A 21,334-nucleotide genomic window follows, 5' to 3' on the forward strand; every position below is an offset into this window, starting at 1 on the left:
ATATACAGATAAATTCACGTTTAAGGGCGGAAGTCTCAAATAAAACAGACTAAATTTCGCCGTCGAAAACAAAAGTAGCGGGTCCCTTAAGGAATACATTCGTGAATGTGTTGCCTTCTCTGTGAAAAGAAATGTACAACTGTCCTCCTATTACACGTATAGGAAATTCTATATCACCTTCTCTATTTTCGTGGATTGCCATAGCCATGGCCGCAGCCGTAGCGCCAGTGCCGCAGGCATAGGTTTCGTCTTCCACGCCTCTTTCGAAGGTTCGTAGAAAGTAGCCTTCTCCTTCTTTTTCAACAAAATTTACATTGATACCGTCTGCGCTATAGGTGTCATTATTTCGAATTGCATATCCTGCATCATAAACAGGGAAGTTTTTTAAATCTTCGACTATTTTGACATAATGTGGAGAACCGGTATCGAGCACATATGCGTCTGAATCGCGAGTAACTTGAGCAACATCGATCATCCCCAAATTTACCTGTGTGCCGTAAATATCTGCTATATGTTCACCGTCTACTGCCAAAAAGGCAGTTTTGTTCTGAATAAGACCGAGATCTCTGGCAAAAGCGACGATACATCGACCGCCATTACCACACATGGTACCCTCACGCCCGTCTGCGTTGTAATAGACCATTTCAAAATCATAATTTTTCGTATCTTGAAGTAGCATCAACCCGTCTGCACCGATTCCAAATCTTCTTTCGCATAAATCACTGACTAATGTTTCGTTTTCACGGTCAAAAAAGCCTTTTCTATTGTCAATCAAGATGAAGTCATTTCCTGCTCCCTGGTATTTAAAAAATTTTATTTTTTTGTGCATAATTTGAAAAGTCACTATAAAATTAATATTCTTGTTACAATTCTTTCGAAGTATGTTAAATCTTGTTAAATTGAAGCGTGAAGCCGGTTTGTTAACAATTTTTAACTGACAAAACTTGCATGAAGACTGCCAATGGTATTACATTTGAACATACACAAATGAATAATAAGTAACAGACTAAATTTTAACAAAGTTAAGATTATTACAGCAAATAAAATATGAAGAAAATAGGAATCACTTTATTAACAGCTGTCTTAGGGGGAGCTGTAGCAGTAGGAGGTTACAAACTGTTTGAAAATAAGCAAATGGATAACATGTCTTTTGAAGAAAGACAAAAGGTCTACTACGCAAATAATCCGATGGAAGATATGGTCTCTTCAACAGGGAATTTAGATTTTACACAAGCAGCAGCAGCGGTATCTCCGGGAGTCGTGCATATTAAAGTTACGATGGCAAGTCGTGGATCCCAGCGTGGTGGTGGTGGTTCTCCTTTTGATATGTTTGAAGAGTTTTTCGGTATGCCACAGCAAAGACGTGGGCAACCACGCCAACCACAGCAAGCTTCCGGATCGGGTGTGATTATTTCGCCTGATGGCTATATCGTAACGAATAATCACGTGGTGGATGATGCTGATAAAATTGAGGTGCAACTTACTGACAAACGTACATTTGAAGCGAAAGTAATTGGTAAAGATCCTAATACCGACTTAGCGCTTCTCAAAGTGAACAGTACGGGTCTGCCAATAGTAAAATTGGGCAACTCGGATAACGTGCAGATTGGTGAATGGGTGTTAGCAGTGGGGTATCCGTTGAGTTTGCAGTCTACGGTAACAGCAGGTATTGTGAGTGCGAAGGGTCGTCAGATAGGAATATTAGGCGAGGCACAGCAGCCTAGAGGCTATGGTCAGAGACAAGAAGAACCTAGTGCAAATGCAGCTATAGAATCGTTTATTCAAACGGATGCGGTAATTAATAAAGGAAATAGTGGTGGAGCGTTAGTAAATGCAAAGGGAGAGTTGATCGGTATTAACTCGGCTATCGCTTCTCCGACTGGAGTATATGCAGGCTATGGGTTTGCTATTCCCGTCAATCTGGCGAAAAAGATCTTAGACGATTTTAAAGAATTCGGGGGTGTGAAACGTGGGTATGTAGGTATCAATTTTAGGGATGTATCGGATCTTAGCACAGAACAGAAAAAGGAGTTTGGTGTAACAGATATCTTGGGTCTTTATGTTTTTGATGCTGTAAAAGGTGGTGGAGCAGAAGCTGCTGGGATAAAAAAAGGTGATATTATTACTAAAATTGATGGTAATACCATTTATTCTTCATCTGATCTGCAGGAACGTGTAGCTAGATTACGTCCCGGCGATAAAGTGAAAATTTCATACAAACGTGAGGGTAAGGAAAATGAAGTTACTATCACGTTGAAAGGTGAAGAAGCGAAGGCTAAAACAGAGGAAGAAGGCAGCAGTGCTAGCGCGACAGAAATTTACAATAAGTTAGGTGCTAGTTTTATTCCGGCTACAGATGCTCGCAAGAAGGAACTAGGAATTAGTTCGGGTGTAGTGGTAACACAGGTACATCGCGGAGGTGTCTTCGAATATTTTGGAGTAGAAAAAGGATTGGTCATTACAGAAATTAATGGCAAACCTGTAAATAATGTAGACGATGTAGAGACTGCATTAGGAAATACGAAGCGTAACATTGTACGTGTAACGGGTGTTCCAGAAAGAGGCAGTCGAGTAGAATTTAATGTGCCGATTGAATATTAATTTTCATAGATAGTTTATATTGTTAGTATGTGGCTTTCTTCGGGAAGCCACATTTTTTATTTACAGCTTTGTATATACCGTTATGTTATTACATTCGGTTCGTGAATTCAAAGCATTTTTTCTAAGTTTAGGACATGAAAATTTTAATGGTTTGTTTGGGTAATATCTGTCGCTCACCCCTAGCGCACGGAATAATGGCACACTTAGTTAGATCGGAGAATTTGGAATGGGAAATTGATTCAGCAGGTACGGGTGATTGGCACGTCGGGCATGCCCCCGACCATCGTTCGGTAGCTATTGCAAAAAAATATGGAGTAGATATCTCGCAGCAACGGGCACAACATTTTACGGCGCAGTTATTTGATAAGTATGATCTGATCTTTGTCATGGACAGACAGAACTTACAAGATGTGTTAGCGCAAGCAAAAAATGATCAGGACAAAGCAAAAGTCAAATTGTTTGTAGATAATGATATTGTACCGGATCCTTATTTTGACGATGCATTATTTCTACCCGTATATGAAATGATTGAAAAAAGATGTGTAGAATTGATTAAGTCTATTGCAAAATCTTAATTTTTATTCGGTCAATTCGGTATTTTGTTTAAGTGTTGTTAATTAGTTTTATGGTTTCGATTTTTTAACCCTGTATTTTGCCATGTTCATCAAAGATAATTTTTACTTTTGGCTTATCATATGAAGATTGCAGAAGTAAATAGAAAGTGGGAAGAGTTGCGCGGTGTTATCGCCGAAAACTTTGATATGGAACTGCCCGACATGAAAGTGATGCTTTTTCTGATTGGCGTGCAAGAATTGGGACAAGGCCCTAAAAAGTTTTCAAAGCGCGAGAAAGAAGAGCTTATGCATATCGCGACATGTCGATTATTTAGTGCTATGGGGTTTTATGACCTTAAAGGACTGGACGAGGATGGCTGGCCGCATTGGGAATTGGTAAAACCTGTTCCAAATTATACTTTATTAGAACAGGAAATGATTATGAAGTCGTTGATTATAGATTATTTTCAGGAATTAGAAATTATTTAATAGATGAAGAGATTACTCACTTTCCTTTTGTTATTGGTTTGCATCGTAGCGCATGCGCAGCAGCCTACGCATTATTATGTTAACATTTCGACGAGTCAAGGGAATGCTGTTTTGAAGTTATATAATGAAACGCCCAAGCATCGTGACAACTTCGTAAAGTTGGCGAAGGAAGGGTTTTATGACTCTTTGTTGTTTCATCGTGTTATCCGTAATTTTATGATACAAGGTGGAGATCCAGACTCTAGGTATGCTGCAGATCGCGTACAATTAGGTAATGGCGGACTCGATTATAAAATCCCAGCTGAAATTCAATCGGATTTAATCCATAAAAAAGGAACCATTGGTGCTGCACGGGATAATAATCCTGCTAAGCAATCTTCTGCTTCACAGTTCTATTTCGTTCAAGGGCGTAAATATTCGCAGGCAGGATTAGATTCTTTGGAACAATTTCGAATGCAGGGTAATAAGCTGTCGGCTATGCAGCGGAAAGCGTATTCAACAGTAGGAGGAACCCCTCATCTGGATGGAAATTATACCGTTTTTGGAGAGCTTTTGACCGGACTTGAAATTGTGGATAAGATTGCTGCAGTCGCAACAGATCCTTTTGATCGCCCATTAAAAAATGAACGAATGGCAATGCGGATATTGACGCGAAGAGAGGCTATTAATTTGGAGCGTGAAAATAGCGGATTGCCGCCCCAGAATGGGTTTTTTACGAAATTGTTCGACTCTTTGAAATCAAAATATTATACTGTTCAGTAACGGAACCAAGCTCATTGATACATTAAAGAAGCTTAAACAATAATTTAGATGAAAATCGTAACCTATAATGTCAATGGAATCCGGGCTGCCCTTAAAAAGGATTGGTTAGGCTGGCTGAAAGCAGTAAATCCGGATGTCGTATGTTTGCAAGAGATAAAAGCAACTGCAGATCAGGTTCCTGAAATACTTTACCTCGAACAAATGGGCTATGAGCATTATTGGTATCCTGCTCAAAAAAAGGGATATAGCGGAACAGCGATATTCACAAAAATAACGCCTAACCATATTGAGTATGGTTGCGGTCACGAAGATTATGATTTTGAAGGAAGAATAATCCGGGCTGACTTTGACGATATTTCTGTGATGAGCACGTATTTTCCTTCTGGTACTACGGGAGATGTTCGTCAGGAATTCAAATACCGTTTTTTGGATGATTTTAAAGCATATACAGATAAACTAATTGTCGAAAAGCCTAAATTGGTTATTTCAGGTGATTTCAATATCTGTCATCGTGCCATCGACATCCATAATCCTAAATCTAATGCAAACACGTCTGGATTTTTGCCTGCAGAGCGTGAGTGGATGGAGAACTTTATTCAATCGGGATTCATCGACACTTTCAGACATGTTAATCCTGACCCACATCATTATACTTGGTGGAGCTATCGTGCAGGTTCTAGAGCTAAGAATTTAGGCTGGCGCATAGATTATAATATGGCTTCTCCGGCTTTGTTGAATCATATTTCATACGCAGGTATTTTACCTGATGCGGTACATTCGGATCATTGTCCTGTTATTTTGGAGGTAACATAACGAGTTTATGTATTCTTAACGGTTCGTGGCTTGGCGTAGTGGGGGCTTTTCAGCACTACACTTTAAACGAAGCCGAAAAGTTCAAATTTAGCACAAATGTTCATACGAAGCACGTCCGCCCCCAATGCGCCAAACCGCTGTTACCAGCTGGGCTTTTGTCGGGTCAATGTTCGTATTTCTTAATCAGTTCTCTGATTGTTCGTTTGATTTCGTCGATAGGCATGTCGTCCAACGGATTTACTTCCAAAGTTGTTACGCTGTCTTTTGTTCGCTGAAAACTCTTTTTGTCTTCAATGAAACCGACAATAATTTTCTTTCTGTGTACTCACAAAAAACCAAGATTAAAACCGTTGTAAGTGAAAAAAGGTATTCGGTATTTCCGCAAATGAACAATATCGCTGTTAATGGATAAAACATAGATTTTAAAGCCAACAAACATTCTCTTGTTGCTATGTCCTGCTTTTCATAGTAATGTTCTAATGCAGTTAAATTGTCGCTTATCGTTTTTATTTCTTTTGCCACATTGGTTTTTGTTTCAGGATTTGTTTGTGAACAGGACAATTTTCATCGTGTGCCCCACGCAAATAACCAATGCTCATTAAAAACTCGTTCACGATTTCACCACCTGTAAAACGGAATGTTTTCTTAAACAACTTAACCCATTCTTCTTTTGTTTTCGGGTGATGATGTTCCAACCATTTTTCAAAAGAGCCAAATTCTTTTTGCAACGCAAGAATTGTTTTTGCGTTTTCTATTGCTGCATTTACTTTTAGTTTGTTGCGGATAATTCCTGCGTCTGCTAAAAGTCGTTCTCTGTCTGCTTCCGTATAAGTTGCAACTTTTTTGATGTTGAAATTGCTGTATGCTTTGCGAAACGAAGTTTCTTTTTTCAAAATCGTTTCCCAACTCAAACCTGCTTGGTTAATTTCTAAAATCAAACGTCCAAACAATTCGTTGTCATCGTGAATTGGAAAGCCGTAATGATAATCGTGATAATTTTTGTGCAATGCCTTTTTCTCTTCGGATTGCATTGTTTCTATGGCTGTGCAATAGGACATACTTTTCTTTTAATCTGTTATGTTCAATGACTGTATTAGTCCGCCTTTTAATTCAAAATGATAATTCAAAACAACGGGACTGCCGTCAAATGTTCCTGAAATTTCCGCCGATAAAATACTTGTCTTTTCTTCTGTGATAAAGTTAATAGGTTTCATTATGGTTTTGAATTGTTTGTTTGCATTTTCAATCCAATTTTCAATTTCTTTTCGTCCGTTGTGTGTTTTGCCTTCGTCAAAAACTCCGGCTGTTTCTGAAAAACAGTTTGCATAAGCAACACTATCAAAGTTGTCTTGTGCTTTAACTAAATCTGCTATTACTTTCGGTAAGTTCATTATTCTTGTTTTTAGATTATTTAAATGGTTGGAATTGTGCCACCGTCAATTACAAACTCTGTTCCTGTCAAATAGTTAGCTCTTGGCGAAGCCAAGAAACCAACTAATTCAGCAACTTCTTCGGGTTGTGCAGGTCTGCCGTAAGGAATACCTCCCAAACTTTTCATTACTTGTTGTATGGCTTCTTCAACTGTAATGCCCGTTCTTTCGGCAATTTCATTCATCATTCCTGTTGCACCGTCCGTTTTAATCCAGCCCGGTGAAACAGTTAAAACACGAACACCTTTTGGCGAAACTTCGTTTGATAAACTTTTGCTGTAATTGATAAGTCCCGCTTTGGCTGCTGCATACGGTAATGTGCTGTCATACAAAGGTAACTTGCCTTGAATAGAAGCAATATGAATGATAACGCCATTTTTACGTTCTATCATTTGCGGTAAAAATTCTTTGTCTAAACGAACAGGGGCAAGTAAATTGGTTTGAATGGAGTGTTCCCAATCTTCATCACTCAAAACAGCAAAGCCACCGCCTTTGGTTTCTGAACCGCCTAAGTTGTTTACTAAAATGTCTAATCTGCCAAACTTTTGTAATACTTCATTCGCTACTTTTTGCGTTCCTGCGGATTTGCTCAAATCTGCCGAAATAAAATGCAGTTGTTCATTTGGTTGTTCGGGTTTATTTCTTGCCGTGATGATTACGGTTGCACCTGCGTTTAATAATCTTTCGGCAATGGCTTTTCCTGTGCCTTTTGTTCCGCCTGTTACCAAAGCAATTTTGCCTGATAATTCATTGTTGAAATTAAATTCCTGTTCCACTTATTAAATTTTGATGCAAAGTTGAGAAGTATAACCGTTTCTGACAATTAGGGAAAACCGAATTGCATAGTGATAAATTATTCCCCTATTGTGCAGTTTGGAACATTGGGCTAACTTTGTCTTATGTATGAGAGAAAGATACCGTTGAACCTGAATTGCGGTTTGGATTTGATTGGCGAAGTGCTTTATGGCAAATGGAAAATCCGTCTGCTTTGGTTTATCAATGAGGGACACAAACGCCCAAGCGAACTACAACGCAAAATTCCCGATGCTTCACGCAGGGTTTTGAATATTCAGTTAAAAGAGTTGGAAGAACACGAACTAATTACAAAAATCATTTATCCTGTCGTTCCGCCAAAAGTTGAATACAGTCTTACCGATTTCGGAAAGTCGTTAATTCCTGTCATTTCTGCGTTGGGAAATTGGGGCGATGAAAACGAAGAACGCTTACGAAATGTGATTTTGAAACGGTCGGAAAACTAAAACGGTTGTCAGAAAGTCTGAACGGTTGTCTGTCGGGATAATTTTTTCTAAAAGTCAGCGAAGGACTGTCCAACTGCAAAAGTTGATAGAAGAACTACCGTTGAAGTGTCGCACAAAGTCCGATTTAAGTTCGTCAGCGGACAGTCCACCGATGAGTTTTTCAAACGTCGGGCTGTGCGGTCGTTTAGCCTTGCTGGTAACTGATACTATAACTCGCTGAGCATTTGCTGGTCTCTTCTACTTTACAGGAAACTAATTTTGCAGGCGTATCGGCTAATTGTTTGGGACCTATCACTTCTACCAAATATTTAGCGATATTCTCTGCTGTGGGATTAAACGGTACGATTACCAGACTTTCTTCTTGGACTTCAAGAAGCTGCTGCAATAATTCGTCCTTTTCCCATATTAAAAATTTATGATCGAAATGATGTTCTAGCCACTCACATAGATGGCTCTTTATTACGGAAAAATCCAGTACACGTCCAACGGTGTCTAATTCAGACGCGGTAATCGTAAAATGAATACGGTAGTTATGGCCGTGTAAAAATCGACATTTCCCTTCATGGCCGACCACACGATGGCCACAGGAGATATCGTGATATCTGTCTGCTGTTATCATAGAAGCAAAGATAAGAACCTAATGATGCATTTGCGTGTATTACTTTATTAATCTTGTTGGTAACTGTTCTATATTTTCCAGGGATAATTGCTGCATAACCTGATAAAGCTGTGCTTTGAAAAGGTTGATGGTGTTTTCCCCGCCTTCATCACCCAAAGCTCCCACACCGTACATGAATGGCCGGCCCATAAAATTAAAATCTGATCCAACGGCATGTGCTCTGGCTAAATCTACACCCGAACGGATTCCGCCATCAAGCATAATTTTTATCTTTTCTTTATACATTGGGTTACTTGCCAATTTAATCAGTGAATGAATAGAAGATTCTCCGGCATCAATCTGGCGACCACCATGATTAGAAACAATTACACCGTCTGCTCCAACCGCAATTGCGGCTTGCATATCTTCGTCGGTGGTGATGCCTTTAAGTACGAGAGGCCCTGTCCAGATATCGCGAATAGCCTTTACTTTTTCGACATTTACCTTTCCTGTAAAAGTCCTATTCATGAATTGCCCCAATTGGGCTAAGTCCAATCCTTTTTCCATGTATGGTTTTAGTGTGGCAAAAGAGGGAATGCCGTGTTGCAAGGTCTTAATTCCCCAAGTCGGGCAAACCATCGCCTGTAAAATATTAGAGATATTCATTTTTGGAGGCATGGACAGACCGCTTTTTATTTCACGGTACCGTAAACCGAAAGAAGGCACGTCAACTAATACCACTAAAACAGGGCATTCGACATCCTTTAACCTTTTTAATATATCATCCCGCAGTCTATTTTCCGTTGGGTGATACAGTTGGAACCACGCTTTACCGTCTGATACTTCAGCAATACGCTCTATACTACTCGTTGATACGGTGCTTAATATATAAGGGATGTCGTGTTTTGCTGCGGCTTTTGCTAATATTTCTGGAGCATTCGGCCACATCAAACCTTGAAGCCCGACAGGGGATATACCAAATGGAGCACTATAGCGTCTGCCAAATAGTTCTACAGACATATCAATATCGTCTGCTACATGTAGATATTGAGGCTTTAACAGGATATCGTCAAAATCACTTTCATTTCGAGCTAAATTCAACTCTTCATTGCATCCGCCTTCAAGATAATCAAAAGCGAATTTTGGTATTCTTTTTTTTGCTTTCTTTTTCAGGTCAGCTATAGACGGGTACTGTGATTTATAAGGAAAATATATCTTTTTTGACATGATTATAACATGATAGGGTTTAACATGCAAATATTATAATATTTATGCTAAACTCTGTCATGTACGGTGAAGGAATTTATATTTAATGTCGATTTGAACCGGAGCTGGTGTTATTTATTTCTGCCACCTGTTATTTTTGCAATTAGCCAGATAATCAGTGCAATTACCAATACGACAACAATTATACCTGTCCACACACCGGCTTTGAAGATACCTTCAATAACAGAACAGCCGGTAAGTAAAGTGGAAGTCAGTGCTACGAGCGAAATTGGGATTATATTGTGATACTTTTTCATGTTCTTTATTTTTTATATTTAATAACATCAAAAGGGAATTTTTGTTTCTGTTTTCGCCTAGGTAAGACTTGTTTTTAGTGGATTAAAAAAGCGAAATACGAGTTATTAGATTAAAAAGTTTGTATTGTGATAACGTTGAAATACGGGATTATTTGTAGGTTTGGGTAAACAATACCTAAAACTATGAAGCGTCAGCTAAACTTATGGGATGCGGTGATGATCGTGATGGGATCGATGATCGGAAGTGGAATTTTTATTGTGTCATCGGATATGATGCGACAACTCGGATCTGGATATTGGGTTATTGTAGTTTGGTTGTTAACTGCTTTGGCAACAGTAGCCGCGGCAATTTGCTATGGTGAGCTTTCTTCAATGTACCCTAAAGCTGGAGGGCAATACGCCTATCTAACGGAAATATTCGGTAAAATGACGGGTTTCCTTTATGGATGGAGCTTGTTCACTGTCATCCAAACGGGTACTATTGCTGCCGTGGCCGTAGCGTTTGGAAAGTTTACAGGGTATATTATTCCAGCGCTGAATGATGCATCTCCTATCTTTCAATACGGAACATTTATGATTACGTGGATGCAAATCGTAGCAATAGGTGTTATCTTATTGTTGACGTTGGTGAATACAAGGGGAATTGAAAGTGGGAAGATCGTACAATCAATTTTTACGTCTTCTAAGATTATTGCATTAGTTGTATTGATATTAGGTGGGCTGTACCTGATGAAAAGCAACTTATTTGCGGAAAATATAAGTTTTGGTTGGTCATCTTTTCAAAACCTAAGTGGGGGTGGATGGCAAAGTATTTCAGGAGGAGTGTTGATGGGAGGTATTGCTGCTGCGATGGTTGGATCCATTTTTAGTAGTGTAGCCTGGGAGAATGTAACTTTTGTGTCTGGCGAAATTCGTGACCCTAAGCGAAATGTGGTACGTGCCATGGTGATTGGGACATCCCTGGTGATGGTACTGTATCTGCTGTGCAACTATATTTATTTAGCCGCATTGAGCAGGGATGAAATTGCATTTGCAGCGAATGACCGTGTCGCTATTGCTGCTGCCGAAAAATTATTGGGTCATACGGGGACTATTGTCATGGCCATATTGGTGATGATATCTACTTTTGGCTGTGTGAATGGAATTGTGCTTTCTGGGGCTCGCGTATTTCAAACTATGGCTAAAGATGGTTTGTTTCTTAAACAAGCTGTCCCCAACAATAAGCGGGACGTGCCAGAACGTTCTCTTTGGTTGCAAGGCATTTGGGCCTCGGTATTATGCCTTAGTGGTCAATATGGTAATTTGTTGGATATGGTTTCGTTTGTGATTGTCATTTTCTACATGATCACCGTATTGGGAGTTATGTATCAGCGCTGGAAACGCCCTGATTTGGAACGTCCCTATAAAGCATTTCTTTATCCGCTTTCTCCACTGATTTATCTTGTGATTGGAACGCTATTTTGTGTGTTGTTGATTATCTACAAGCCTCAATACACCTGGCCAGGATTTATTTTAGTTTTATTGGGCGTACCGGTATATTATTGGATCAATAAGAAAAAATCAAAGGTGGCTTGAGAAGGATAAAAAAACATCCCGAAGTTTAGAAGCTTCGGGATGTGATATTTAATATTACTAAGTCTAAAATTTATTCTGCTCTTAAGATTTTTGCAGCCTCAACCATAGATTCTAGTGCCGCTTTGGTTTCAGGCCAAGCACGCGTTTTCAATCCACAATCAGGATTTACCCAAAGTTGTTCTGCAGGAACTACAGCTTTTGCTTTGCGTAATAATTCGACCATCTCTTCTGTACTAGGTACACGTGGTGAGTGGATATCATATACTCCAGGACCGATATCGTTAGGATATTTGAAATCAGCCGCGAAAGCATCTAATAATTCCATTTGCGAACGTGAAGTTTCGATCGTGATAACGTCTGCATCCATTGCTGCGATATCTTCGATAATGTCGTTAAACTCCGAATAACACATGTGTGTGTGAATCTGTGTGTCGTCATCTACATTAGAAGAAGAAACACGGAACGCACGGACAGCCCAATTTAAATAATCTTTTTGATCCGCTTTGCGTAATGGAAGACCTTCACGAATGGCCGGTTCGTCGATTTGGATAATTTTAATTCCTGCTTTTTCTAACGCTTGTACTTCATCTAAGATTGCTAAAGCAATTTGGTAAGTCGTTGTAGAACGAGGTTGGTCGTTACGTACGAAAGACCATTGCAAAATCGTAACCGGACCGGTTAACATTCCTTTTACCGGGCGCTCAGTCAATGTTTGCGCATAGGAAGACCAACGTACAGTCATGTCTGCCGGACGGTATACATCTCCATAAATCACGGGTGGTTTTACACAGCGGGATCCGTAAGATTGAACCCATCCGTTTTTCGTGAATGCGTAACCTGCTAATTGTTCACCAAAATATTCTACCATGTCATTACGTTCGAATTCTCCATGTACTAGTACATCGATGTCCAATTGTTCTTGCAAACGGATTGTTCTTTCAGTCTCTTCTGCAATCTCTTTGTCATACTGTTCCTGAGAGATAGCTCCTTTTTTCAAGTCAGCTCTCCATTTCCGTACATCTTTCGTTTGTGGGAAAGAACCGATCGTTGTTGTAGCAAATGCAGGCAGGTTAAATTTCGCTTGTTGAGCAGCTTTACGGGCAGGGAAAGGTGATGTGCGTTTTGCATCATCATCTGTGATATTCGCGGTACGTTCTTTTACTTCAGGTTTGTGAATCAAAGGAGAGGTACGACGGCTTTCAGCAGCAGCTTTGTTTGCTTCAAAACGTTCGGCTGTTTTAGCATCAACTTCACCATCAGCCAAGATTGCAAGATCTTTGACCTCTGCTAGTTTTTGTTTGGCAAATGCCAACCAGTTTTTAACTTCTTTTGGAAGCGATTCTTCGTTGTCTTCATTATCCAAGTCGAAAGGAACGTGTAATAGTGAAGAGGAAGGTGCAATCCATACGCGGTCTTTTCCTAATGTATCTACCGCTTGATTGATTAATGCTAAAGATTTTTCGTAATCATTTTTCCAAATGTTACGTCCTTCTACAACGCCTAATGAAAGTGTTAGTGTAGCAGGCACTTTAGCTAATATTGTGTCTAATTGTTTCTCGCCACGAACCAGGTCTAAGTGAAGTGCATGAACGGGTAAATTCAAGGCCGTTTCTTCGTTGTCGGCTAATGCTTCAAAATAGGTAGCTACAACTAACTTGATACCTTGGGCAGCAGCAGCTAATTTTTCGAACACTTTGCCATACAATGCGCGTGTTGCGTCATCAATATCCAATGCTAAGAAGGGCTCATCGATTTGAACATATTGCGCACCAGCTTCCGCCAATTTTGATAAAATCTCTTCGTAAACAGGTACTAATTTATCGATCAAATCTATACGATTAAAATCAGTTTCTTTTTCTTTACCAACTAAAAGGTAAGTGATAGGGCCGATCAGTACAGGTTTTGTTTCAATCCCCAACGATTTAGCCTCATTGTATTCATTTAAGAATTTTTCAGAAGTTAATTTGAATTCTTGGTCTTTAGTGAATTCAGGGACAATATAATGGTAGTTTGTATCAAACCACTTCGTCATCTCCATTGCTGTTACGTCAACGCCTTCCTCTTGGAAACCGCGCGCCATTGCAAAGTATAGATCTAAATTATATTTACGGTCGATCTTGTTCAACAGCGAATTGTAACGTGTTGGGATAGCACCTACAGTCAATGACAAGTCAAGAACTTGATCGTAGAAAGAAAAGTCATTCGAGGGAATTAAATCAATTCCGGCATCTTTTTGAGTTTTCCAGTTGTTTTCGCGAATAGATTTAGCCGCTTGTAATAATTCTTCCGCAGAAATTTTTTTAGCCCAATATGCTTCATTGGCTTTTTTCAATTCGCGGAATGGTCCCACTCTTGGGTAACCTAAGTTGTTGGTAATTAACATACTCTTATCCCTATTTAATTTTTTACTTGTAAAAATTTTGCCGTAAGAGAAAGAGACTCGGATCAGTTTCTTTAGCTTATCTTTCCCCTTTCGGAGTAGAATGTAGCACCTTGTCAAGAGACAGGTTGCTAAGGCTTCAACGGGTCTAGTCCCTCTGCCTTTCTCTATAAGCGATGCTAAGTTCGCAAAATAAAGTTAAAAATAAAAATTTAAAAAATAAAATGTTTTAATACTAACTTAACTACCATTGAAGAAATAGTGTTTAAATGAGTCTCCAATAGTTATTTGCTGTTTTTTGACCAAAAATTAGCTTACTAAAAGTTTATAACCTTTACCATGGACATTAACAATTTCTACGTTAGGGTCTTCTTTTAAGTATTTTCTTAGCTTACTCAAGAAAACGTCCATACTTCTGCCTGTGAAATAATTGTCGTCATGCCATATTTTCACCAAAGCTTCTTCTCGTGTTAATACGTCATTTTTCTTTAAACATAGGAGTCGTAATAGCTCCGCTTCTTTCGTGGAAAGCTTTTGTTGTTGGCCTTTGTAAGTGACCACTTGACTTGTATAATCGAAGAAGTAATTTCCGATTTCAAATTTATCCGCTAGTTCTTCTTCCTTATCCTTACTGACACGTTTTAATAATGCTTGTATACGCAGCAATAATTCTTCTACACGAAATGGTTTCGTGATGTAATCGTCTCCTCCCAATTCAAAAGCTTGGGTTTTATCCTCCATCATGCCCTTCGCTGTGGCAAATATTATTGGTATGGTTTGATCCATCTTACGTACATCCTTGCCTAACGAAAACCCATCTTTCTTAGGCATCATCACGTCAAAGATACATAGGTTAAAACGTTCTTTTCGGAATTGTTCCAAAGCTTGATCCCCATCTTGACACAGTACAACGTCATATTTACCTTTCAATTCTAAGTAATCTTTTAATAATTCACCCAGATTAGGATCATCTTCAGCTAATAATATCTTTTGCATAACAAGTATTTTTAAGTTTTTAACCTCCATTAATTGGATTTCAGAGGAAGGGTGACCTCGAATTGTGTTCCCTTATCTTTCTCACTTCTCACTTCTATGCGTCCGTCTAATCGCTTGATTATATCGTTCACATAGCTCAATCCTAATCCAAATCCTTTGACATTGTGAATATTTCCGGTTGGAATTCTATAGAATTGATCAAATATTTTTTCTTGTTGCTCTTTAGTCATACCCATGCCTTTATCTGTTACAGTTAATATAATATTACCTTTTGAGTTATATGTTTTGACCGTAATTTCAGGAGCCTCAAGGCTATATTTTATTGCATTATCAACTAAGTTAAACATTACATTAGAAAGATGCAATTCATCGCCAATTACCGTGTCTTTTTCAGCAGATAGATCGATGTTTATTTTGCCGTTTGCTTTTTGCAGTTGCAGCTGCATACTATCTAATACGCTTGATATTAAATCATTTACTGCAACATCAACACGTTCTATTTTTAGATTCTCCTTTTCCAAGCGTGCAATATTTAACACCCGTTCAATATGTGATCCTAAACGGACATTTTCATCATAGATAATATTAGCTAATCTGTTCACTCGTTTTTCATCGGATGAGATTTCGGGGTCGCGCAAAGATTCGCTCGCAATCATTATCGTTGCGACAGGTGTCTTGAATTCGTGCGTCATATTGTTGATAAAGTCAGTTTTCATTTCTGACATTTTCTTTTGCTTGAAAATGATGCTAAGTGTATATACGAAACACCCTATTAATAGTGCGAATAATGCCAGCGTAGGCAATATAAGATAGCTCATGTTGTCTGCGATAATAGACTTTTTATTCGGAAAATATACGGACAGCAGCCCGGGGGTCTGATTATTGGCATCACCCTGAAAAAGTGGAGTGCTATAACGTGTAATCTTGTCTGTTGAATTGAAATTGGCGGACGTTTGGATGTTAAAGATTAGATTGTTGTTGTGTCTGTCACGAATCTCTATATTGAACGGTGTGTGAATATCGCGGCGATCCAGTTCATCTTTGATCAATCGCTGTACAGATGCAATATTAATACGTTCCCGAAGTGGTTTTTTTGCTAACTCCATGGCGATAGCTACCTGCTCTACCAATTCCGGATTCTTACCGCCTAAGATAGCCACTGAATCTTCTAAGCTAAACGCACTTTCCAGTTTACGCAAATTTAACTCTTTTAGTTTTCGCTCATAATTGTATAGTTCGAAGGCGATTTTATCGCTTGATTTGGGCGGGAGAACGATCGTGTAGAGTTTAGCTTTTCCTGTGGTGCCGTCTATTATGGGAATGCCGTATCGGACACTATCATCCTTTGCAGCAATGGGTGGTACGTTTACGGTTGCGACAATGCTTACATCACTATTGATAAAATTCCCATCTCGACTAGGGCCTTGGCTGATTTGTATATCCACATATCGCTGATATGCCGGTCGTCGGATATAAGTTTCATAGAATGAATTCTCCAGTTCTACCGCATTGCCGTATTGGTCTTTTAGTTCGCGTTCCGCATCCCGGAATCGGTTTTCGATTTCGATTTGTTTTTGTTGGAGCAGTTTTATTTTTTCTTGAATGTCTAATTGTTCACTTAAAAGACGTTCCTTCTTTCGTTGTTTCTCTTGATCCTCTAAGTATTTTGTTTGGTTCATTTTTTGCTGTTCTCGGGTAAAGAGATAGATTTCTCTACGCTCTATGAGTCCAGAAACAGCATTTAACGAGGCCATTACACCTTCGTCAAATAATTTTGACTTCTGTTGGTATGTTTCTCGAATAAAATAATACTGCATAGCAACGACACCTAATAAGGCAATCGACATTAACCATATTATTAATGCAATACTTCTTTTTTTCATTTATTTATTTTTTCAATGGATGATGAGAGCTCGATATAAATAAGCATTGCCCTGTGTGTCAATATTATTTACATCTCGGTTTCATTCGAATTTAATTTTCTTTCACATGGTAATGAAGCCTTTTACCACAGTTGGTACCGCGAACATATTTGTCTCTGTTAAACATACTATACACCTCGGATAATTTCATTTTGTACAAAAATAGCAATGAAAATAGCTGTTCATACGCATTTAACACTATTTAACAGCTTATTTTATAGTTGATTAAGTTTCTGGTGTCTTTAAATGATAGAACTTCCTTTGCAATATATTGACAGCCGACACTTTCTTTTCACAGAACCTGCATTTTAGCTGGATTAAAGAAGATAAAGATTGTTTACTTAATAGGTTATGGTAGGGATAATCCCTATCCCACCTTCTGTATATATGACATTAAACACCTATAAAATAGGTGTTTAATGTATGAGTTAATACTAACTTTAGCGAATCATAATCCAATATATAGGACGAAGAAAGAGAGATGTAAAGCAAAGGAAAAGGGCTGTAAAAGATGCAGCCCTTTTCCTATTATCGATATATTAATCTTTATTTTAATTCGGATACACGAATAGTGTTTGTTCTTCCTTTTTCGTGTAGGGGAGTTGAGGAAGTATTAATTACGATTTGACCCGGTTCTACCAATTGATACTCTCTAAGTAAACCATTGACATCTTGAATCGTGCCGTCTGTACTTTCGTATTTTTCATAAATAAAGGTGTTAACACCCCATACTAAGCTTAAAAGCCGTAGTAAGGTTCTGTTTCCCGTGAAAACATAAATATTAGCATCCGGACGATAGCTGGCAATTTCCATTGCTGTATAGCCCGATGTTGTCATGACGGCAATTGCTGATGCTTTTGTTTTTTCAGCTAAGAAAATAGACGAGCTACAGATTGCGTCTGGAATTTTAGTAATATCGATATAGGTGTCTTCTTTAGAACTGTAATAAGGGTAAGAAGTGGATTCTACATGTGTAATCACTTTGGCCATAGTCTCGATAACAATTTCAGGGAATTCGCCCACTGAAGTTTCACCGCTCAACATCACAGCATCAGCGCCATCTAAAACAGAATTTGCAACGTCGTTTACTTCTGCGCGGGTAGGACGTGGTGTTGTAATCATACTTTCCAACATCTGCGTTGCGATAATTACCGGTTTTGATAAATCGCGACATTTTTGAACAATGATCTTTTGAAGCCCCGGAACCTCTTCCATGGGCAATTCAACACCTAGGTCACCGCGGGCCACCATTATTGCATCCGTAGCTTCAATAATAGCGTCGATATTTTCAATGGCTTCTGGTTTTTCGATTTTCGCAATTATCTTCGCATGACTTCCTTTTGCGGCAATGATTGCTTTGCCTTGTTTGATGTCTTCCGCAGACCGGACAAATGACATGGCAATCCAATCTGCACCATGATCCAATGCAAAGTTAAGGTTGTCCAAATCTTCTTCCGTCAATGAAGGAATGGAAACTTTTGTATTTGGTAAATTTACGCCCTTTCTTGAAGTTAAAACGCCACCATGGACTACTTCACAGTTTACCGTATCTAAATGATTGGTATTGATGACACGTAATTGGAGTTTTCCGTCATCCAACAAGATGATTTCGTCTTCTTTTACATCATTAGGGAAATTTTCGTAGGTAATATATATACGATTTTCGTCGCCAATTAATTCATGTGTGGTGATTTCTACAGTAGATCCATTGATTAATATGGCACCGCCTTCTTTCATTTTTCCAATACGGATTTTAGGTCCTTGTAAATCTGCTAAGATGCCGACATTGAAAGGGTTTTCAGCGTTAATTTCATTGATAGTATTAATAACTTTTAGATGATCCTCTTGACTCCCGTGAGAAAAATTTAGACGGCACACATCAACGCCTTTGGCGATCATGCGTGTTAGCACTTCCTTATTGGAAGAGGCGGGCCCTAGAGTTGCTACTATTTTTGTTCTTTTTTGAATCTTCTTCATGTAAGTATTCTTTTGTTCTTCTTTACTTTAATTAACAAGTACCTGATAATTTTCAGAAATCATTAATTTAGGTTAAATATTACAATGTGTAGTTTTTACACACTGTGAATAATCTGCTAAAATATTAGATTTTCTTTAGATTTCAATGTAATTGGGTCAATTTCTTTTACTAATAATATATCTTTTACTTTTTTTAGGTTTTCCATAAGAGCTTCTAAATCCTCTTCATCGATGAAATGCTTGATGATTAAGAAATAATCAAAATTAGCTGCTTCGGGCAATAAAAAGCCATTTTCAACACTTTTGTTATTTATAATATAAAACTCATATTCAAAAGAGTCGTTACAATATCTATACGTTGTAAAATGATGGATATTATCTTTTTTATTCTTTGATTTTTCGAATACAATGTGATAATCCAATTCTTCCTGGGTTTTATTTTTAAGATTATTATTGTGATCTAAAGGGTCTTCTTTGCCGTAGGTGAATTTAAGTCCGGTATGCTTGTTAATGAAATGGCAAAGTCTGTAATCACGAAGAGAAGAACTGATGCCAATTAAAATAAAATCCAGTTCAAGGTCAAAATCTGTTTCTAATTTGAATGTTATTTTATTCAAGGTGTTTGTAGTATTTTTTTTTACGAAAATACAATTTATGAAAGGGTTTTATGTTGCCGATGTGTAATTTTTGTATTAAATTAGAATATATTTGCAAAAAGATAATTCTTTTACTAATATTGAAAGAGGTTTGTTAGAGCCATTTAGGGGTATAAAACCCAAAATTATTGTTCTTTATTTTTCGCTAGGAATCAAAAGAGTTTGATTTTTGGGGAAATTTATTTTTCTTTGCACAGATTTATTAAACAATTAAACTATAAAATCATGTCAGATATCGCATCAAGAGTAAAAGCAATTATCGTAGAAAAGTTGGGTGTAGATGAAAACGAAGTAACACCAGAAGCTTCTTTCACGAATGATTTAGGTGCAGACTCACTTGATACAGTTGAGTTGATCATGGAGTTCGAAAAAGAATTTAACGTTGCAATTCCTGATGACCAAGCTGAAAATATCAGTACCGTAGGTCAAGCAATTGCTTATTTAGAAAAAAACGTTAACTAACTAATTTTATTAGGCCAAGCATAATAGATGGAGCTTAAAAGAGTAGTTGTAACAGGATTAGGCGCACTTACACCATTGGGCAATACCGCTCCAGCATACTGGGATGGATTGCTTAATGGTGTAAGTGGTGCTGCTCCTATTACGCAATTTGATGCGTCAAAGTTTAAAACACAATTCGCTTGTGAAGTAAAGGGTTTTGATCCGCATGAATTTATGGATCGAAAAGAAGCACGTAAGGTCGATCCTTTTGTGCAGTATGCTATCGCCTCAACTGATGAAGCGGTAAAAGATGCTAATTTGAACTTTGAGCAATTAGATACAAATCGCATAGGAGTCATTTGGGGCTCTGGTATTGGTGGATTGAAGACATTTTACGATGAAGTATCTGCCTATGCCAAAGGGGATGGTACACCTCGTTTTAATCCATTCTTTATACCCAAAATGATTGTGGATATTGCTCCAGGTCATATTTCCATGCGTTATGGTTTACGTGGTCCGAATTTTTCTTGTGTATCTGCATGTGCATCTTCAACAAATGCTATGATAGATGCGTTTAATTATATCCGCACCGGTATGTCGGATATAATCATCACAGGAGGTTCGGAAGCCATTATCAATGAAGCTGGAATAGGTGGATTCAATGCGTTACATGCGTTATCTACCCGAAACGATGATCCCCAAACTGCCTCGCGTCCTTTTGATAAAGATCGTGATGGATTTGTTGCGGGTGAAGGTTCGGGTACTATTATCTTGGAAAGTCTTGAGCATGCGTTAGCAAGGGGTGCGAAGATTTATGCGGAGATAGTAGGAGGAGGCATGAGTGCCGATGCAAATCATATTACCGCACCACACCCCGAGGGTTTGGGTGCGAAATTAGTGATGACTAATGCGCTAAGGGATGCTAATATGGACGTTACAAATATTGATTATATCAATGTACACGGAACATCCACTCCTCTGGGGGATATTAGTGAAACTAAAGCAATAAAAGAATTATTTGGTGAACACGCTTATAAACTGAATATTAGTTCGACTAAATCTATGACAGGTCACTTATTAGGTGCTGCTGGAGCTGTTGAAGCTATTGCATCGATTTATGCTGTTCAAAATGATATAGTGCCGCCTACGATTAACCATTTTACGGATGATCCAGAATTGGATAATAAATTGAATTTCACTTTCAATGCTCCTCAAAAACGTGTGGTTAATGCCGCTATGAGCAATACTTTTGGATTCGGAGGTCACAACGCTTCTGTTGTGATTAAAAAATACAAAGCTTAATAGTGTGGGTAGGCTAAAGATCTTAATAGGTAGTTTTACAGCTACCTATTTCTTCT

Annotated in this window: 22 protein-coding genes and 1 riboswitch; of the genes, 9 read left to right on the forward strand and 13 right to left on the reverse strand. The window is 38.4% G+C overall.

Annotated elements, in window-relative coordinates; genetic code table 11:
• Window positions 1-49: 49 nt before the first annotated feature.
• Entirely contained in the window at window positions 50-829 is a 780-nt protein-coding gene (gene dapF / locus E4F24_RS03515) for a diaminopimelate epimerase (RefSeq protein ID WP_140937296.1), read from the reverse strand.
• Between the two features lie 218 nt (window positions 830-1,047).
• Here dapF and E4F24_RS03520 point away from each other — a divergent pair, with 218 nt between their 5' ends.
• The 5 genes from E4F24_RS03520 to E4F24_RS03540 all read left to right on the forward strand — a co-directional run bounded on the left by E4F24_RS03520 (window position 1,048) and on the right by E4F24_RS03540 (window position 5,219).
• Window positions 1,048-2,601, forward strand: a complete 1,554-nt coding sequence (locus tag E4F24_RS03520; RefSeq protein WP_140937297.1) for a Do family serine endopeptidase — start codon at window positions 1,048-1,050, stop codon at window positions 2,599-2,601.
• A 134-nt stretch (window positions 2,602-2,735) separates the two neighbouring features.
• Window positions 2,736-3,176, forward strand: a complete 441-nt coding sequence (locus tag E4F24_RS03525; RefSeq protein ID WP_140937298.1) for a low molecular weight protein-tyrosine-phosphatase — start codon at window positions 2,736-2,738, stop codon at window positions 3,174-3,176.
• 120 nt (window positions 3,177-3,296) lie between these two features.
• A complete protein-coding gene (locus E4F24_RS03530) occupies window positions 3,297-3,644 on the forward strand; it encodes a hypothetical protein (protein ID WP_136900249.1) in 348 nt (115 codons plus the stop codon).
• Window positions 3,645-3,647: 3 nt separating this feature from the next.
• A complete protein-coding gene (locus E4F24_RS03535; protein ID WP_140937299.1) occupies window positions 3,648-4,406 on the forward strand; it encodes a peptidylprolyl isomerase in 759 nt (252 codons plus the stop codon).
• Between the two features lie 48 nt (window positions 4,407-4,454).
• Window positions 4,455-5,219 carry an exodeoxyribonuclease III gene (locus E4F24_RS03540; RefSeq protein ID WP_140937300.1) on the forward strand — a complete coding sequence of 255 codons (765 nt, stop codon included), beginning with the start codon at window positions 4,455-4,457 and terminating at the stop codon, window positions 5,217-5,219.
• Window positions 5,220-5,471: 252 nt separating this feature from the next.
• Here E4F24_RS03540 and E4F24_RS13915 read toward each other — a convergent pair whose 3' ends face one another.
• Genes E4F24_RS13915 through E4F24_RS03555 form a run of 4 tightly spaced genes read right to left on the reverse strand, consistent with a single transcriptional unit; the run spans window position 5,472 to window position 7,425 of the window.
• Window positions 5,472-5,741, reverse strand: a complete 270-nt coding sequence (locus E4F24_RS13915; protein WP_216629134.1) for a hypothetical protein — start codon at window positions 5,739-5,741, stop codon at window positions 5,472-5,474.
• A complete protein-coding gene (locus E4F24_RS03545) occupies window positions 5,726-6,277 on the reverse strand; it encodes a DNA-3-methyladenine glycosylase I (RefSeq protein ID WP_140937301.1) in 552 nt (183 codons plus the stop codon). The genes E4F24_RS13915 and E4F24_RS03545 overlap by 16 nt, the downstream gene beginning before the upstream one ends.
• A 9-nt stretch (window positions 6,278-6,286) precedes the next feature.
• Window positions 6,287-6,610 carry a nuclear transport factor 2 family protein gene (locus E4F24_RS03550; protein WP_140937302.1) on the reverse strand — a complete coding sequence of 108 codons (324 nt, stop codon included), beginning with the start codon at window positions 6,608-6,610 and terminating at the stop codon, window positions 6,287-6,289.
• Window positions 6,611-6,630: 20 nt separating this feature from the next.
• Window positions 6,631-7,425, reverse strand: coding sequence for an SDR family oxidoreductase (locus E4F24_RS03555; RefSeq protein ID WP_140937303.1), 795 nt, complete (start codon window positions 7,423-7,425; stop codon window positions 6,631-6,633).
• A 123-nt stretch (window positions 7,426-7,548) separates the two neighbouring features.
• Here E4F24_RS03555 and E4F24_RS03560 point away from each other — a divergent pair, with 123 nt between their 5' ends.
• A complete protein-coding gene (locus E4F24_RS03560; protein WP_140937304.1) occupies window positions 7,549-7,908 on the forward strand; it encodes a winged helix-turn-helix transcriptional regulator in 360 nt (119 codons plus the stop codon).
• Between the two features lie 184 nt (window positions 7,909-8,092).
• Here the strand turns inward: E4F24_RS03560 and E4F24_RS03565 are convergent, their stop codons facing one another.
• The 3 genes from E4F24_RS03565 to E4F24_RS03575 all read right to left on the reverse strand — a co-directional run bounded on the left by E4F24_RS03565 (window position 8,093) and on the right by E4F24_RS03575 (window position 10,029).
• Window positions 8,093-8,527: a 6-pyruvoyl trahydropterin synthase family protein gene (locus E4F24_RS03565; RefSeq protein ID WP_140937305.1), complete on the reverse strand. Its 435-nt coding sequence runs from the start codon at window positions 8,525-8,527 to the stop codon at window positions 8,093-8,095.
• Between the two features lie 39 nt (window positions 8,528-8,566).
• A complete protein-coding gene (locus E4F24_RS03570; RefSeq protein WP_140937306.1) occupies window positions 8,567-9,733 on the reverse strand; it encodes an alpha-hydroxy acid oxidase in 1,167 nt (388 codons plus the stop codon).
• 110 nt (window positions 9,734-9,843) lie between these two features.
• Window positions 9,844-10,029 carry a hypothetical protein gene (locus E4F24_RS03575; RefSeq protein WP_140937307.1) on the reverse strand — a complete coding sequence of 62 codons (186 nt, stop codon included), beginning with the start codon at window positions 10,027-10,029 and terminating at the stop codon, window positions 9,844-9,846.
• Window positions 10,030-10,212: 183 nt separating this feature from the next.
• Here E4F24_RS03575 and E4F24_RS03580 point away from each other — a divergent pair, with 183 nt between their 5' ends.
• The gene (locus E4F24_RS03580; RefSeq protein ID WP_140937308.1) at window positions 10,213-11,604 is read left to right on the forward strand and encodes an APC family permease; all 1,392 of its coding nucleotides are present in this window, start codon (window positions 10,213-10,215) and stop codon (window positions 11,602-11,604) included.
• A 70-nt stretch (window positions 11,605-11,674) separates the two neighbouring features.
• Here E4F24_RS03580 and metE read toward each other — a convergent pair whose 3' ends face one another.
• From metE to E4F24_RS03605, 5 genes are all read right to left on the reverse strand, one after another.
• On the reverse strand, window positions 11,675-13,987 hold the full coding sequence (gene metE / locus E4F24_RS03585) for a 5-methyltetrahydropteroyltriglutamate--homocysteine S-methyltransferase (protein ID WP_140937309.1): 2,313 nt from the start codon (window positions 13,985-13,987) through the stop codon (window positions 11,675-11,677).
• Between the two features lie 73 nt (window positions 13,988-14,060).
• A riboswitch (SAM riboswitch) is annotated at window positions 14,061-14,160 on the reverse strand.
• A 133-nt stretch (window positions 14,161-14,293) separates the two neighbouring features.
• Window positions 14,294-14,980, reverse strand: coding sequence for a response regulator transcription factor (locus tag E4F24_RS03590; RefSeq protein WP_181182354.1), 687 nt, complete (start codon window positions 14,978-14,980; stop codon window positions 14,294-14,296).
• 29 nt (window positions 14,981-15,009) lie between these two features.
• Complete coding sequence (locus E4F24_RS03595; protein WP_140937310.1) at window positions 15,010-16,863, reverse strand: sensor histidine kinase; 1,854 nt, start codon at window positions 16,861-16,863, stop codon at window positions 15,010-15,012.
• A gap of 585 nt (window positions 16,864-17,448) precedes the next feature.
• A complete protein-coding gene (gene pyk / locus E4F24_RS03600) occupies window positions 17,449-18,879 on the reverse strand; it encodes a pyruvate kinase (protein WP_140937311.1) in 1,431 nt (476 codons plus the stop codon).
• Window positions 18,880-18,995: 116 nt separating this feature from the next.
• Window positions 18,996-19,496: an IPExxxVDY family protein gene (locus tag E4F24_RS03605; RefSeq protein WP_140937312.1), complete on the reverse strand. Its 501-nt coding sequence runs from the start codon at window positions 19,494-19,496 to the stop codon at window positions 18,996-18,998.
• A 264-nt stretch (window positions 19,497-19,760) separates the two neighbouring features.
• Here E4F24_RS03605 and E4F24_RS03610 point away from each other — a divergent pair, with 264 nt between their 5' ends.
• Together E4F24_RS03610 and fabF are read left to right on the forward strand one after the other, a co-directional pair.
• Window positions 19,761-19,997 (forward strand): acyl carrier protein, encoded by a 237-nt coding sequence (locus E4F24_RS03610; protein ID WP_079643602.1) that lies wholly within the window; start codon window positions 19,761-19,763, stop codon window positions 19,995-19,997.
• A gap of 27 nt (window positions 19,998-20,024) precedes the next feature.
• Window positions 20,025-21,278, forward strand: coding sequence for a beta-ketoacyl-ACP synthase II (fabF, locus tag E4F24_RS03615; RefSeq protein WP_140937313.1), 1,254 nt, complete (start codon window positions 20,025-20,027; stop codon window positions 21,276-21,278).
• The last annotated feature ends 56 nt before the right edge of the window (window positions 21,279-21,334 follow it).

The sequence above is a fragment of the Sphingobacterium lumbrici genome (assembly GCF_006476045.1).
GTDB classification, from domain to species: domain Bacteria; phylum Bacteroidota; class Bacteroidia; order Sphingobacteriales; family Sphingobacteriaceae; genus Sphingobacterium; species Sphingobacterium lumbrici.